The sequence below is a fragment of the Streptomyces sp. NPDC030838 genome, from assembly GCF_055572035.1.
Genome location: NZ_JBVIED010000002.1, coordinates 243,483 through 258,144 on the forward strand (window position 1 = coordinate 243,483; position 14,662 = coordinate 258,144).

Genomic DNA, 14,662 nt, shown 5'->3' on the forward strand with positions numbered 1-14,662 from the left:
CCATGCCTCTCCGGCGGTGTCCCCGCGCTACGCCGTCCCGTCCCGCCGGTTGAGCAGCCACGGCTCGACCACGCCCAGGCCGCGCACCGGCCGCTGCCACATCGGCTGGAGGGCGAAGCGGTACGTCGGCGGCTGCTCGCCCTCCTTCTCCGCGGCGGCCGCGGCCTCTGCCGCCTCCGCCTCGGAGGCCGGGGCCTCCCCCGTACGGATCAGCTCCTCGGCGAAGGCGCTGTCGACGAGCACGGCGTCCCGGGGCGCTATCGACGTCAGCCGGGAGGCGAGGTTCACCGTCGTACCGAAGACATCACCCATACGGGTCGTCACCGTGCCGAAGGCGATGCCGACGCGCAGCTCGGGCATGGTCTCGTCGTTCGCCATGGTCTCGATCAGCCGCAGCGCGATCTCCGCGGCGACGCCCGCGTCGTCGGCGCTGTAGAGCACCTCGTCACCGAGCGTCTTGATCAGCCGGCCGCCGCGCGCGGCGACCAGGTCGGCGGCGGTCGTCTCGAAGGCCTCGACCAGCTCGCCCAGCTCCTCCTCCTCCAGGCGGCGGGTCAGCCGGGTGAAGCCGACGAGGTCGGCGAAGCCCACGGCCAGCCGGCGGTCGACCATCTCCTCGTCGTCGGCGGCCTGCACGACACGGCCGGTCGCGGCGGCGAGCTGCCGCCGCCAGACGTAGACCAGGAACTCCTCCAGCTCCGGCAGCAGCAGCTCGACCAGGGGATACGTAACCTCTGTGCGGGTCATACCGGGCTCGGGCGGCTCCGTCAGACCCTCCAGGAAGGAATCGATCTGCCACTCGGCCAGACGGGCGGTGGTCTGACCCGTCGACCGGGCCACCTGCACCGCCATCGCCTCGCTCAGCAGCCCCGCCTCCACCAGACCGGCAAGGCGGCGCAGGGCGAGGACGTCCGCCTCGGTGAGCGCCTTGGCCTGCCCGATGTCGGCGAAGCCCATCGCCCGCCAGAAGCGGGACGCCAGCTCCATGGAGACACCGGCGCTGCGGGCCGCCTGAAAGGGGGTGTAGCGGCGTTCGGCGCCGAGGATGAGCTGTTCGAGGCGGAGTGCGAGGGGGTCCTCGCCCGGGTCGGTGCCGTCGGGCTCTGGGTTGCGACCCATGCCGGAGCCCGTGTCGTCGACGGTCACGCCTGTTGCCCTTCCGATCTGCCACGGTCAGGTATCGACCGGCCTCAACTCTACGGCAGATGTGCGCCAGCTCACTCCGTTGGGTTGACCGGGGCGGCGCAGCAGGTGGTGGGTTCCTCTCGTCTGCCGGGTGCGGGTCGTTTGTGGCTGGTCGCGCAGTTCCCGCGCCCCTTACGGGGCGCCGGCTGCCGGGTTCCCCCGTCTGCCGGGTGCGGGTCGTGCGTGGCTGGTCGCGCCCACGCGGCGGAGCCGCATATCGACACAGCCCCGCGCCCCTTACGGGGCGCTCCCCTCACGCTGGTTTCAAGTGCACGATGGCCGCGCCCCTCAGGTCACTCCCGCTCACGCCGGTCGCAAGTGGACGATGTCTCCCGCGCCCACCGGCTCCTGTACGCCCTCCTTCGTGGCGATCACCAGCCTGCCGTCGCCGTCCACGGCGACCGCCTCTCCCACCACCGACCGGTCGCCCGGCAGCTCCGCCCGGACCACCCGGCCCAGGGTCGCGCAGCCCGCCGCGTAGGTCTCCTGGAGGCCGCAGGCCGCCGGGTCGCCGGTGGCGGCGCGCCAGCGGCCGTACCAGTCCTCCAGGGACCGGAGGATCCCCCGCAGCAGCGGGTCCCGGTCCGTGCCGGCGGCTCCGGCCAGGGCCAGCGAACCCGCCTGGGGGACCGGCAGCTCGTCCGCGCGGAGGGTGACGTTGATGCCGACGCCGACGACGACCCCGTCCGCTCCGGCCCGCTCGGCGAGGATGCCGCCCGCCTTGCGCTCCTCGCCGCCCACGGTCACCAGCAGGTCGTTCGGCCACTTGAGGGCCGTGTCGACGCCCGCCGTGCGCGACAACCCGGTGGCCACGGCCACGCCGGTGAGCAGCGGGAGCCAGCCCCAGCGGGCCACCGGCACATCGCTCGGCCGCAGCAGTACGGAGAAGAAGAGGCCGGAGCGGGGTGGCGCCGTCCACTGGCGGTCCAGGCGGCCCCGGCCGGAGGTCTGCTCCTCGGCCACGAGGATCACGCCCTCGGGCGTGTCACCGGCGGCGGCGCGGGCCACCAGGTCGCTGTTGGTGGAGCCGGTGCGCTGTACGACCTCCACGTCCGACCACAGACCGCCCTCGCGGACCAGTGCCCGGCGCAGTGCGGCGGCGTTGAGGGGCGGCCGGTCGAGGTCCGACCAGCGGCTGTCTCCTGATGCATCTCGCGGCGTCATGCAAGCCACCCTAGGTGTGGGAAAGACCGCACTGCCGATGGGTAGGCCCCCCACTAGTCTACGGATGAGTAACCGTCCCCCCTTTTGAGCAGGCAGGGAGCCGCATCCCGATGTCCGAGCCGGAAGAGATCGACATTCACACCACCGCGGGCAAGCTCGCGGATCTCCAGCGCCGCATCGAGGAGGCGACGCACGCCGGCTCCGCCCGCGCCGTGGAAAAGCAGCACTCCAAGGGCAAGCTGACGGCCCGTGAGCGGATCGATCTGCTGCTGGACGAGGGCTCGTTCGTCGAGCTGGACGAGTTCGCCCGGCACCGCTCCACCAACTTCGGCCTCGACGCCAACCGCCCGTACGGGGACGGCGTCGTCACCGGCTACGGCACCGTGGACGGCCGTCCGGTCGCCGTGTTCTCGCAGGACTTCACCGTCTTCGGCGGCGCCCTCGGCGAGGTCTACGGCCAGAAGATCGTCAAGGTCATGGACTTCGCGCTGAAGACCGGCTGCCCGGTCATCGGCATCAACGACTCCGGCGGGGCCCGCATCCAGGAGGGCGTGGCCTCCCTGGGCGCCTACGGTGAGATCTTCCGCCGGAACACGCACGCCTCCGGCGTCATCCCGCAGATCAGCCTCGTCGTGGGCCCCTGCGCGGGCGGCGCGGTCTACTCGCCCGCCATCACCGACTTCACGGTCATGGTCGACCAGACCTCGCACATGTTCATCACCGGCCCGGACGTGATCAAGACCGTCACCGGCGAGGACGTCGGCTTCGAGGAGCTGGGCGGGGCCAGGACCCACAACACGGCCTCCGGAGTCGCCCACCACATGGCGGGCGACGAGAAGGACGCCATCGAGTACGTCAAGCAGCTGCTGAGCTACCTGCCGTCCAACAACCTCAGCGAGCCCCCGGCCTTCCCGGAGGAGGCGGACCTGTCCGTCACGGACGAGGACCGCGAGCTGGACACGATCGTCCCGGACAGCGCGAACCAGCCGTACGACATGCACACCGTCATCGAGCACGTCCTCGACGACGCCGAGTTCTTCGAGACCCAGCCGCTGTTCGCGCCGAACATCCTCACCGGCTTCGGGCGGGTCGAGGGCCGTCCGGTCGGCATCGTCGCCAACCAGCCGATGCAGTTCGCGGGCTGCCTGGACATCGACGCGTCCGAGAAGGCCGCGCGGTTCGTGCGGACGTGCGACGCCTTCAACGTGCCCGTGCTCACCTTCGTGGACGTCCCCGGCTTCCTGCCCGGCGTCGACCAGGAGCACACCGGCATCATCCGGCGCGGCGCCAAGCTGATCTACGCCTACGCCGAGGCGACCGTCCCGCTGATCACGGTCATCACCCGCAAGGCCTTCGGCGGCGCCTACGACGTCATGGGCTCCAAGCACCTGGGCGCCGACCTCAACCTGGCGTGGCCCACCGCCCAGATCGCCGTGATGGGCGCGCAGGGCGCGGTCAACATCCTGCACCGGCGCACCATCGCCGAGGCGGAGGACCCCGAGGCGACCCGGGCGCGGCTGATGCGGGAGTACGAGGACGCCCTGCTCAACCCGTACGTCGCGGCCGAGCGCGGTTACGTCGACGCGGTGATCATGCCGTCGGAGACCCGCCGGCACATCGTGCGCGGCCTGCGTCAGCTGCGCACGAAGCGGGAATCCCTGCCTCCGAAGAAGCACGGCAACATCCCCCTCTAGACCCGCGGACCCTGGGAGCGGTCATGAACATCAAGGTCGTACGGGGAAACCCGACCCCGGAGGAGCTGGCCGCCGCACTGGCGGTGGTCCGCGTCCGCGCCGCGGCGGCGGCCGTCGCCCCGCCCGGCGCGACCACCGCCCGCGACTCCTGGTCCGACCCGTCCCGCATCGCCGCCCGCCGGCTCCCCCAGCCGGGCCCGGCGACCTGGGAGCGCACGTACTGGCCCGGCTGAGCCGGCCCGGTACGCGCGCGACGGCTGTGTAGGCGGCGGTGCTCATCACGCCGCTTAACGGAACCGTCGATCCTTTTAGGGAAGTTGAGTACGCGTACTCAGGCGCGGCTCGGATCGCCGCCGGACGATGGCAGGCATGCTGTGGTCCGACCCGGAGAACGAGCCGCCCAAGGAACTGCGCGACATGCAGGCGATGCTGCGGCGGCTCGGCGTTCTCATGGCGCTGGCCATGGTGCTCGCGATGATCGTCATCGGGCTGGGATGAGCCCGGCGGGTACGCGGCCGACCTGGTGAGCCGAGGCGTGCACGCCGCTAACCTGACGGCATGACTGATCAGCCGCGCCGCCGCCTCGTGCTCGCCTCCCAGTCCCCCGCCCGGCTGGGCCTGCTCCGCCAGGCCGGGCTCGACCCCGAGGTGATCGTGAGCGGCGTCGACGAGGACGCCGTCACCGCCCCCACCCCCGCCGAGCTGGCCCTCGCCCTCGCCGAGGCCAAGGCCTCCGTCGTGGCCGCGAAGCCCGAGGTCATGGGCGCGATCGTGATCGGCTGCGACTCGGTCCTCGACCTGGACGGCCAGGCCCTGGGCAAGCCGGGCGACGCCGAGGAGGCCACGGCCCGCTGGAAGTCGATGCGCGGCCGCGCCGGCACCCTCCAGACCGGCCACTGCGTCTACGACACCGCGACCGGCCGCTACGCCTCCGCCACCGCCTCCACCGTCGTCCGTTTCGGCGACCCCAGCGACGAGGAGATCGCCGCCTACGTCGCCTCCGGCGAGCCCCTCCACGTCGCCGGCGCCTTCACCCTCGACGGCCGCTCGGCCCCCTTCATCGAGGGCATCGACGGCGACCACGGCAATGTGATCGGCATCAGCCTGCCGCTCATCCGGAAGCTGCTGGCCCAGCTGGGGATCAACATCACCGACCTGTGGACGTGACGGGCGCCTTCCCGCGGGCGGCGACGCGGGGCGGCCTCAGGCCGGCGCGGCCCCGCCCTCCGGCATCGCGTCCGTAGGGTCCTCGGGCGCGGCGGACCGGGCGGGCTCCGCGGGGCCGTACGTCATCAGCAGCAGCACGATCAGCCCGAGCACCAGCACCATGAACAGGAACGCGGGCCACCCCACCAGCCCCCACACGAACGCCCCCAGCAGCCCGTGCACCACCGCCGCGCTGATCAGCAGGATGCGTCCGAGGCCGGCCGCCGGGCGGTCGCGCAGGGCGACCAGCAGGGCCACCAGGCCGCACAGGGCGAAGTAGAGCCCGAAGACGACACCACCGATCTTCGAGGACGTCGCCATCATGTCCGGGTCGAGCCCCGCGAGGGACATGTCCTGACGGTCGACCACGACCCCGAGGAACCAGTTCAGCCCCGCGATGCCCAGCGCCTCGGCGAAGAGCACGACCGCCACGACCCATGCCACCGGCCTGCGCACCACGGTTCCACCCACCTTCGACCCTCGCCGGAGCAAGGCTGCTGTTACCCCAAGTACGTTCGAGACGTCACGCACGCTACTAACGGGTAAACCACGGGACAAGGGTCCTGCGAAGGGCAAAGAACCATTGGGCCATTCGTAGGGACTCCACAAAGAAACAGAGTGGCCCGCAGCACCTGATGACAGAGACCTTGACCACAGGAGGCGGCTAGGGTTTCCCGAAGGAATCCTGCGTATCAAGGTGGGACAAGGGATTTCGCGGGTCGAGCGAGCCTCGAATCACGCTCCGTGTGGGCAAGCTCACCATTGGGGACGGGTCGAAGTGCCGTGTCGGCAGTCCCTAAACTCGGCTTGTTTCAAGGAGGGAGCCTCATCGTGCGCAAGGTGCTCATCGCCAACCGTGGCGAAATCGCTGTCCGCGTTGCCCGGGCCTGCCGGGACGCCGGTATCGCGAGCGTGGCCGTCTACGCCGACCCGGACCGGGACGCTCTGCATGTCCGCGCCGCGGATGAGGCGTTCGCTCTGGGCGGTGACACCCCGGCCACCAGCTATCTCGACATCCAGAAGGTGCTGAAGGCCGCCAAGGAGTCCGGAGCCGACGCGATCCACCCCGGATACGGCTTTCTCTCGGAGAACGCGGAGTTCGCCCAGGCCGTCCTGGACGCGGGCCTGATCTGGATCGGCCCGCCCCCGCAGGCCATCCGCGACCTCGGCGACAAGGTCGCCGCCCGCCACATCGCCCAGCGCGCCGGCGCGCCGCTGGTCGCCGGTACGCCGGACCCGGTGAGCGGTGCCGAGGAGGTCGTGGAGTTCGCGAAGGAGCACGGCCTGCCCATCGCGATCAAGGCCGCCTTCGGCGGCGGCGGCCGCGGCCTGAAGGTCGCCCGCACCCTGGAAGAGGTCCCGGAGCTCTACGACTCCGCGGTCCGCGAGGCGGTCGCCGCCTTCGGCCGCGGCGAGTGCTTCGTCGAGCGCTACCTCGACAAGCCCCGCCACGTCGAGACCCAGTGCCTCGCCGACCAGCACGGCAACGTCGTCGTGGTCTCCACGCGTGACTGCTCGCTGCAGCGCCGCCACCAGAAGCTGGTCGAGGAGGCCCCCGCGCCGTTCCTGTCCGACGAGCAGGTCGCCGAGCTGTACTCGTCGTCCAAGGCCATCCTCAAGGAGGCCGGCTACGTCGGTGCCGGCACCGTCGAGTTCCTCGTCGGCAACGACGGCACGATCTCCTTCCTCGAGGTCAACACCCGCCTCCAGGTCGAGCACCCGGTCACCGAAGAGGTCGCCGGCATCGACCTGGTTCGCGAGATGTTCCGCATCGCCGACGGCGAGGAGCTGGGCTACGACGACCCGCCGCTGCGCGGCCACTCCTTCGAGTTCCGCATCAACGGCGAGGACCCGGGCCGCAACTTCCTCCCGGCCCCCGGCACGGTCACCACCTTCAACCCGCCGTCCGGCCCCGGCGTCCGCCTGGACGCGGGCGTGGAGTCCGGCTCGGTCATCGGCCCGGCGTGGGACTCGCTGCTGGCCAAGCTCATCGTCACCGGCGCCACCCGTGAGCAGGCCCTCCAGCGCGCCGCCCGCGCCCTGGAGGAGTTCCAGGTCGAAGGCATGGCCACCGCGATCCCGTTCCACCGCGCGGTCGTCAAGGACCCGGCCTTCGCGCCCGAACTCACCGGCTCCACCGACCCGTTCACGGTCCACACCCGCTGGATCGAGACCGAGTTCGTCAACGACATCAAGCCCTTCGCCGCCCCCACCGACACCACCGAAGCCGACGAGGAAGCCGGCCGCGAGACGGTCGTCGTCGAGGTCGGCGGCAAGCGCCTCGAGGTCTCCCTCCCCTCCTCGCTCGGCATGTCCCTGGCCCGCACCGGCCTCGCCGCCGGCGCCAAGCCCAAGCGACGCGCCGCGAAGAAGTCCGGCCCCGTCGCCTCCGGCGACACCCTCGCCTCCCCGATGCAGGGCACCATCGTCAAGATCGCCGTCGAGGAAGGCCAGGAAGTCCAGGAAGGCGACCTCGTCGTCGTCCTGGAGGCCATGAAGATGGAACAGCCCCTCAACGCCCACAAGTCCGGCACCATCAAGGGCCTGACCGCCGAAGTCGGCGCCTCCATCACCTCCGGCGCCGCCATCTGCGAGATCAAGGACTGACCCGGACGGCAACGAAGAGGTTCGTCTACGCGCCCGGCGGGGATCTTCTCCGCCGGGCGCGCGGCGTTGGCCGTCGTACGACCGTTCCCGCGAGGCCGGTGTACGGGCCGCCGCCGCGCCTTAGGCCCTAGCGGCGTCGAAGGTCGGCGACCCGTGCCCCTCGCTCCGCCCCGGGCGGCTGTTCCCCGCCCATGACCGCGGCGGCGCGCAGACCCTGGGCGCCGGGGACCTGGCCACGGCGCGGGCCCGGGAGAGGGACGTCCCGGCGCTGCTGGCGGGCCGGGCCGGAGTCACCCCCCGTGCTGCCGTGGCCCCCGGCGTTTCCCGAGGCACCGGTGCCCGCGACCGCGATCTGGACGCCCTGGTCGGCCAGGGCCTGGAGCTCGGTGGCCGCGCGGTCGTCGTGCGGCGGGGGCTCGTCGGTGACGAGGCGGGTGATGACGTCCGTCGGCACGGTCTGGAACATGGTGTCCGTGCCCAGCTTGGTGTGGTCGGCGAGGACCACGACCTCCGCGGCGGCCTGCACGAGGGCGCGGTCGACGGAGGCGGAGAGCATGTTGGACGTGGACAGCCCGCGCTCGGCGGTGAGCCCGCTCCCGGAGAGGAAGGCCCGGGAGACGCGCAGCCCCTGGAGGGACTGTTCGGCGCCGGAGCCGACGAGGGCGTAGTTGGACCCGCGCAGCGTACCGCCGGTCATCACGACCTCCACCCGGTTGGCGTGGGCCAGGGCCTGCGCGACCAGGAGGGAGTTGGTGACGACGGTCAGCCCGGGGATCCGGGCGAGCCGGCGGGCCAGCTCCTGGGTCGTGGTGCCCGCCCCGACGACGATGGCCTCGCCCTCTTCCACGAAGTTGGCGGCGAGGTCGGCGATGGCCGTCTTCTCGGCGGTCGCGAGATGAGACTTCTGCGGAAAGCCGGACTCTCGCGTGAACCCGCCCGGCAGTACCGCACCGCCGTGCCGGCGGTCGAGGAGTCCTTCTGCCTCCAGCGCGCGCACGTCCCGTCGTACGGTCACTTCGGAGGTCTGGACGACGCGGGCGAGCTCACGGAGCGACACGGCCCCGTTCGCTCGCACCATTTCGAGGATCAATTGGCGACGTTCTGCAGCGAACACGAAACTGACAGTAACCCCAACGACCGTCTGGTTTCAGCAGTTTGCGCCGAATAACAGAAGTTGTTCGCACAGCAGGGGCGGAAGTGGTATAGGAGCCCACTCCCGCCGCCTATGCCGTACGCACTCTCGACAACTCGCTGTGACCAGCGGGGAGTCGGTTTCGGCCGTCAGCCGCCGTCGCCGGCCTTGCGGGTGTGCAGCTGCCGGGCGACCTCGGCGATCGAGCCCGAAAGGGAGGGGTACACGGTGAAGGCGTTCGCGATCTGTTCGACCGTCAGATTGTTGTCGACGGCGATCGAGATGGGATGGATCAGTTCCGAAGCGCGCGGCGCCACGACGACACCACCGACCACGATCCCCGTCCCCGGTCGGCAGAAAATCTTGACGAAACCGTCCCGGATGCCCTGCATCTTCGCGCGCGGGTTGCGCAGCAGCGGCAGCTTCACGACCCGGGCGTCGATCTTCCCGGCGTCCACGTCGGCCTGGGTGTAGCCGACGGTCGCGATCTCCGGGTCCGTAAAGACGTTCGACGACACGGTCTTCAGGTTCAGCGGCGCCACCGCGTCACCGAGGAAGTGGTACATGGCGATCCGCCCCTGCATGGCGGCCACCGAGGCGAGCGCGAAGACACCCGTCACGTCACCGGCGGCGTACACGCCGGGCGCGGTGGTCCTCGACACCTTGTCGGTCCAGATGTGCCCGGAGTCCCGCAGCTTGACCCCGGCCTCCTCCAGGCCCATGCCGTCGGTGTTCGGAATGGCACCCACGGCCATCAGACAGTGCGTACCCGTGATGACCCGCCCGTCGGCGAGCGTGACCTCGACCCGGTCCCCCACCCGCTTGGCGGACTGCGCCCGCGACCGCGCCATGACGTTCATGCCACGCCGCCGGAAGACGTCCTCCAGCACAGCCGCCGCGTCCGGATCCTCGCCGGGCAGCACGCGATCCCGCGACGAAACCAGCGTGACCTTCGACCCGAGCGCCTGGTAGGCGCCGGCGAACTCGGCACCGGTGACACCGGACCCGACCACGATCAGCTCCTCGGGGAGCTCGGTCAGGTCGTACACCTGCGTCCAGTTCAGAATCCGCTCGCCGTCGGGCTTGGCGTCGGCCAGCTCACGAGGATGCCCACCGGTGGCGATGAGCACGGCATCGGCGACGAGCGTCTCCTCGCTCCCGTCAGCGGCCCGCACCACGACCTTCCGCGACCCGTCCAGGGCCTGCTGCCCCTCCAGCCGCCCGCGCCCGCGCACGACCCGGGCACCGGCACGCGTCACGGACGCGGTGATGTCGTGCGACTGGGCCAGGGCCAGCCGCTTCACCCGCCGGTTGACCTTGCCGAGATCGACGCCCACCACCCGGGCGGGCGTGTCGACGTACGGGGTGTCGTCCGCGACGATGATCCCCAGCTCCTCGTACGACGAGTCGAAGGTGGTCATCACCTCGGCCGTCGCGATGAGCGTCTTCGACGGCACGCAGTCGGTCAGGACCGACGCACCGCCCAGACCGTCGCAGTCGACGACGGTCACCTCCGCACCGAGCTGCGCGGCGACCAGCGCCGCTTCGTATCCGCCGGGTCCGCCACCGATGATCACGATCCGAGTCACGTACTCCATTGTCCCGCACGCTTCAAGGTGCGACTGCCCCGGGGGCCCGGCCGGGCGACCCCTGACACCCGTGCGACGAAAGTGACGGCGGAGCCGCCTGCCGTACCCTCTCCCCATGTCGCTCTACGCCGCGTACGCCGGCAATCTCGACGCGCGGCTGATGAACCGCCGCGCTCCCCACTCGCCGCTCCGCGCCACGGGCTGGCTGAACGGCTGGCGACTGACCTTCGGCGGCGAGCAGCTCGGCTGGGAGGGTGCCCTGGCCACGATCGTCGAGGAACCCGGCTCCCAGGTCTTCGTCGCCCTGTACGACATCGCCCCGATGGACGAGGAGTCCCTGGACCGCTGGGTCGGCGTGGGCCTCGACGTCTACCGCCGCCTCCGCGTCCGGGTCCACACCCTCGAGGGCGAGGAGCAGGCCTGGGCCTACGTCCTCAACGGCTACGAGGGCGGCCTGCCCTCCGCCCGCTACCTGGGCGAAATCGCCGACGCGGCGGAATCCGCCGGAGCCCCACACGATTACGTGATGGAACTACGCAAGCGCCCCTGCTGAGAGAAGCGAGTCCTACACTGGCCGGACCGACGCATCACGGGAGAACGCATGGCGCCGATGACGTATGACGTCTACTACACGGTGCAGGCCGCCGAGGCACGGGACCGGCTCGACGACCGCCAGCGCTCGGCGTTCGACAAGGGCATCGCCCTGCTGGCCCGCGACCCCTTTCTCCCCGTGTCGCGGCCCATAGGCTCCACGGGCGACGACCGTACGATCCGGCTCACCCAGAACATCCTGGTGGAATACACGGTGAGCCGGGGCCGTCTGCTGATCTTCATCGTCGAGGTCTTCAACGACAAGGACGTCCTCATCACGGACGAATGACCGTGCTCCGCGACCTTCTCGTCGGAAACGACAAGACAACGATCGCAATCCCGTGAGCTCTGTCATCTACGCGCGTAGGCGATGCTCGGCTACCCTCGACCACGTGAACGCATCTCTTCTTCCGGACGACATCCAGGGCGACCCCTACGCCGCCGCCGACGCCGCCGCCGCGCGCCTGCGCGAACTCACCGGCGCCGAGACCCACGACGTCGCCCTCGTGATGGGCTCCGGCTGGGCGCCGGCCGTGGACGCGCTGGGCGCTCCCGACGCCGAGTTCCCGGTCACCGAGCTGCCCGGCTTCCCGCCGCCGGCGGTCGAAGGGCACGGCGGCAAGATCCGCACGTACAAGATCGGTGACAAGCGCGCCCTGGTCTTCCTGGGCCGCACGCACTACTACGAGGGCCGCGGCGTCGCCGCCGTCGCGCACGGCGTACGCACCGCCGTCGCCGCCGGCGCCAAGACCATCGTGCTCACCAACGGCTGCGGCGGCCTGCGCGAGGGCATGCGCCCCGGCCAGCCGGTCCTGATCAGCGACCACATCAACCTCACCGCGACCTCCCCCATCGTCGGCGCCAACTTCGTCGACCTCACCGACCTCTACTCCCCGCGCCTGCGCGCCCTGTGCAAGGAGATCGACCCCACCCTCGAGGAGGGCGTCTACGCACAGTTCCCCGGCCCGCACTACGAGACCCCGGCCGAGATCCGCATGGCCCGCGTCATCGGCGCGGACCTCGTGGGCATGTCGACGGTCCTCGAGGCGATCGCCGCCCGCGAGGCCGGCGCGGAGGTCCTGGGCATCTCCCTGGTCACCAACCTCGCCGCGGGCATGACCGGCGAGCCCCTGAACCACGAAGAGGTCCTCCAGGCGGGCCGCGACTCGGCCGCCCGCATGGGCTCGCTGCTGGGGCAGGTGCTGGGTCGGCTGTAACGGCGCCCTCGGAGCGCGGGCCGGGCGTGAGCTGCGCAACGGGATGCCGCTTGGCGACGCCGGTCGTGCAGCTGACCGGCGTCGCGGGGCCGGGGGTGGGAGCCGCAGCCCGGCGGTACGGGGTGCCGCCCGCGCCCACCCGTGCCGCCCCAGGCGGCACGCATGCCCGCGGCTTGGGCGGACGAAGGCGCCCGCGGCTTGGGCGGACAAGGCTGCCCGCGGCCCCCACAGGGCTGCACCCGCCCACGGCGAGGAGGGGACGTGGCGGGGGTGTCCGCCCGCAGCGGCTGGCGCGTCCGGCACCGGGCACTGCCGTAGATACGGCAACCGCGCCAGACCGAGGACGGATACCCCCGGCGCGGCCCCGCCCCGAAACGCACCGTAGGCGCTACAACAACCCCCACCGGACCCGCGCAGGCTGCCGCAGGCACCCGGCAGCCCACGACGACGAAGCAACACGAACGAGAGGCTGACCCGACGTGACGACCGACGACCTCATCGCCCGGGCCAAGGCGTGGCTGGCCGAGGACCCCGACGCGGAAACCCGCGAAGAACTCGCCCAGCTCATCGACGCCCACAACGTCCAGGAGCTGACCGCCCGCTTCAGCGGCACCCTCCAGTTCGGCACCGCCGGCCTCCGAGGCGAACTCGGCGCCGGCCCCATGCGCATGAACCGCTCGGTCGTCATCCGCGCCGCCGCCGGCCTCGCCGCGTACCTGAAGAAGAACGGCCAGGAGAACGGCCTCGTCGTCATCGGCTACGACGCCCGCCACAAGTCGGAGGACTTCGCCCGCGACACCGCCGCCGTCATGACCGGCGCCGGCCTCCGCGCGGCGATCCTCCCCCGCCCCCTCCCCACCCCCGTCCTCGCCTTCGCCATAAGGCACCTCGGCGCGGCCGCCGGCGTGGAGGTCACCGCCAGCCACAACCCGCCCCGCGACAACGGCTACAAGGTCTACCTCGGCGACGGCTCCCAGATCGTCCCGCCCGCAGACGCCGACATCGCCGCGGAGATCGCCGCGATCCCCTCCCTCACCACGGTCTTCCGACCCACCGAGGGCTGGGAAATCCTCGACGACAGCGTCCTCGACGCCTACCTGGCCCGCACGGACGCGGTCCTCGCCGAGGACTCTCCCCGCACGGCCCGCACGGTCTACACCGCCATGCACGGCGTCGGCAAGGACACCCTCCTCGCCGCCTTCGCCCGCGCCGGCTTCCCCACCCCGGACCTCGTCACCGAACAGGCCGACCCGGACCCGGACTTCCCCACCGTCGCCTTCCCCAACCCGGAAGAGCCCGGCGCGATGGACCTGGCCTTCGCGAAGGCCCGCGAAACAAACCCGGACCTGGTGATCGCCAACGACCCGGACGCGGACCGCTGCGCCGTGGCCGTCAAGGACGACAACGACTGGCGCATGCTCCGCGGCGACGAGGTCGGCGCCCTCCTCGCCGCCCACCTGGTGAACCGCGGAGCGCGCGGCACCTTCGCGGAGTCGATCGTCTCCTCCTCCCTTCTCGGCCGCATCGCCGAGAAGGCGAACCTCCCCTACGAGGAGACCCTGACCGGCTTCAAGTGGATCGCCCGCGTCGACGGCCTGCGCTACGGCTACGAGGAGGCCCTCGGCTACTGCGTCGACCCGGAGGGCGTCCGCGACAAGGACGGCATCACGGCAGCGCTCCTGATCACGGAACTCGCGTCCGCTCTCAAGGCCGAGGGCCGCACGCTCCTCGACCTCCTCGACGACCTCGCCGTGGAGCACGGCCTGCACGCCACCGACCAGCTCTCGGTGCGCGTGAAGGACCTCTCCCTCATCGCGGACGCGATGCGCCGCCTGCGCGAGCAGCCCCCGACCCAGCTCGCGGGCCTGCCCATCACGAACGCCGAGGATCTGACGCGGGGCACGGACAAACTGCCGCCCACCGACGGCCTGCGCTACACCCTCGAGGGCGCCCGGGTCATCGTCCGCCCGAGCGGCACGGAGCCCAAGCTGAAGTGCTACCTGGAGGTCGTCGTCCCGGTGGCGACACACGCCGACCTCCCGGCCGCCCGGGCCAGGGCGACGAACCTGCTGACGGCGATCAAGCGGGACCTCTCCACGGCGGCGGGCATCTGACACCCGAGCGGGGTGCCCCTCCCCGAGGGGCACCCACCGGCGTGCACGCGGCGACAGAACCCCAGGACAACGCACCCACCGACGTGAGCGCGACGGCAAAACACCAGGACAACGCACCCACCGACGCGGGCACGGCAGCGGAACCCCAAGACAACGCACCCAC

General features: G+C 71.5%; 14 protein-coding genes. 9 read left to right on the forward strand and 5 right to left on the reverse strand.

Annotation, left to right across the window (positions count from 1 at the left end; all coding sequences use genetic code 11):
• Positions 1 to 27 precede the first annotated feature (27 nt).
• Positions 28 to 1,146, reverse strand: coding sequence for an adenylate/guanylate cyclase domain-containing protein (locus ACZ42A_RS08175; protein ID WP_468526359.1), 1,119 nt, complete (start codon positions 1,144 to 1,146; stop codon positions 28 to 30).
• A gap of 342 nt (positions 1,147 to 1,488) precedes the next feature.
• Positions 1,489 to 2,349, reverse strand: a complete 861-nt coding sequence (locus ACZ42A_RS08180; RefSeq protein ID WP_468526360.1) for a biotin--[acetyl-CoA-carboxylase] ligase — start codon at positions 2,347 to 2,349, stop codon at positions 1,489 to 1,491.
• Between the two features lie 110 nt (positions 2,350 to 2,459).
• On the opposite strand from ACZ42A_RS08180, the gene ACZ42A_RS08185 reads away from it, so the two are divergent.
• The 4 genes from ACZ42A_RS08185 to ACZ42A_RS08200 all read left to right on the forward strand — a co-directional run bounded on the left by ACZ42A_RS08185 (position 2,460) and on the right by ACZ42A_RS08200 (position 5,210).
• Positions 2,460 to 4,043, forward strand: coding sequence for an acyl-CoA carboxylase subunit beta (locus tag ACZ42A_RS08185; RefSeq protein WP_468526361.1), 1,584 nt, complete (start codon positions 2,460 to 2,462; stop codon positions 4,041 to 4,043).
• A gap of 23 nt (positions 4,044 to 4,066) precedes the next feature.
• Positions 4,067 to 4,276, forward strand: a complete 210-nt coding sequence (locus ACZ42A_RS08190; RefSeq protein WP_468526362.1) for an acyl-CoA carboxylase epsilon subunit — start codon at positions 4,067 to 4,069, stop codon at positions 4,274 to 4,276.
• A gap of 136 nt (positions 4,277 to 4,412) precedes the next feature.
• The gene (gene mmpB / locus ACZ42A_RS08195) at positions 4,413 to 4,541 is read left to right on the forward strand and encodes a morphogenic membrane protein MmpB (protein WP_468526363.1); all 129 of its coding nucleotides are present in this window, start codon (positions 4,413 to 4,415) and stop codon (positions 4,539 to 4,541) included.
• A 60-nt stretch (positions 4,542 to 4,601) separates the two neighbouring features.
• Positions 4,602 to 5,210, forward strand: a complete 609-nt coding sequence (locus tag ACZ42A_RS08200; protein WP_468526364.1) for a Maf family protein — start codon at positions 4,602 to 4,604, stop codon at positions 5,208 to 5,210.
• Between the two features lie 36 nt (positions 5,211 to 5,246).
• On the opposite strand, the gene ACZ42A_RS08205 is transcribed toward ACZ42A_RS08200, so the two are convergent.
• On the reverse strand, positions 5,247 to 5,708 hold the full coding sequence (locus tag ACZ42A_RS08205; RefSeq protein WP_468526365.1) for a hypothetical protein: 462 nt from the start codon (positions 5,706 to 5,708) through the stop codon (positions 5,247 to 5,249).
• A gap of 372 nt (positions 5,709 to 6,080) precedes the next feature.
• Between ACZ42A_RS08205 and ACZ42A_RS08210 the strand changes: the two genes are divergently transcribed.
• Complete coding sequence (locus ACZ42A_RS08210) at positions 6,081 to 7,856, forward strand: acetyl/propionyl/methylcrotonyl-CoA carboxylase subunit alpha (RefSeq protein ID WP_468526366.1); 1,776 nt, start codon at positions 6,081 to 6,083, stop codon at positions 7,854 to 7,856.
• Between the two features lie 127 nt (positions 7,857 to 7,983).
• Here the strand turns inward: ACZ42A_RS08210 and ACZ42A_RS08215 are convergent, their stop codons facing one another.
• Together ACZ42A_RS08215 and ACZ42A_RS08220 are read right to left on the reverse strand one after the other, a co-directional pair.
• The gene (locus ACZ42A_RS08215; protein ID WP_468526367.1) at positions 7,984 to 8,970 is read right to left on the reverse strand and encodes a DeoR/GlpR family DNA-binding transcription regulator; all 987 of its coding nucleotides are present in this window, start codon (positions 8,968 to 8,970) and stop codon (positions 7,984 to 7,986) included.
• 167 nt (positions 8,971 to 9,137) lie between these two features.
• Positions 9,138 to 10,586 carry an NAD(P)H-quinone dehydrogenase gene (locus ACZ42A_RS08220; RefSeq protein WP_468526368.1) on the reverse strand — a complete coding sequence of 483 codons (1,449 nt, stop codon included), beginning with the start codon at positions 10,584 to 10,586 and terminating at the stop codon, positions 9,138 to 9,140.
• A gap of 106 nt (positions 10,587 to 10,692) precedes the next feature.
• Between ACZ42A_RS08220 and ACZ42A_RS08225 the strand changes: the two genes are divergently transcribed.
• The 4 genes from ACZ42A_RS08225 (at position 10,693) to ACZ42A_RS08240 (ending at position 14,499) form a co-directional block, all read left to right on the forward strand.
• On the forward strand, positions 10,693 to 11,130 hold the full coding sequence (locus ACZ42A_RS08225) for a gamma-glutamylcyclotransferase family protein (RefSeq protein ID WP_468526369.1): 438 nt from the start codon (positions 10,693 to 10,695) through the stop codon (positions 11,128 to 11,130).
• A gap of 48 nt (positions 11,131 to 11,178) precedes the next feature.
• Complete coding sequence (locus ACZ42A_RS08230; RefSeq protein ID WP_468526370.1) at positions 11,179 to 11,457, forward strand: type II toxin-antitoxin system RelE family toxin; 279 nt, start codon at positions 11,179 to 11,181, stop codon at positions 11,455 to 11,457.
• 103 nt (positions 11,458 to 11,560) lie between these two features.
• Positions 11,561 to 12,385, forward strand: coding sequence for a purine-nucleoside phosphorylase (locus ACZ42A_RS08235; protein WP_468526371.1), 825 nt, complete (start codon positions 11,561 to 11,563; stop codon positions 12,383 to 12,385).
• 479 nt (positions 12,386 to 12,864) lie between these two features.
• The gene (locus ACZ42A_RS08240) at positions 12,865 to 14,499 is read left to right on the forward strand and encodes a phospho-sugar mutase (protein WP_468526372.1); all 1,635 of its coding nucleotides are present in this window, start codon (positions 12,865 to 12,867) and stop codon (positions 14,497 to 14,499) included.
• The last annotated feature ends 163 nt before the right edge of the window (positions 14,500 to 14,662 follow it).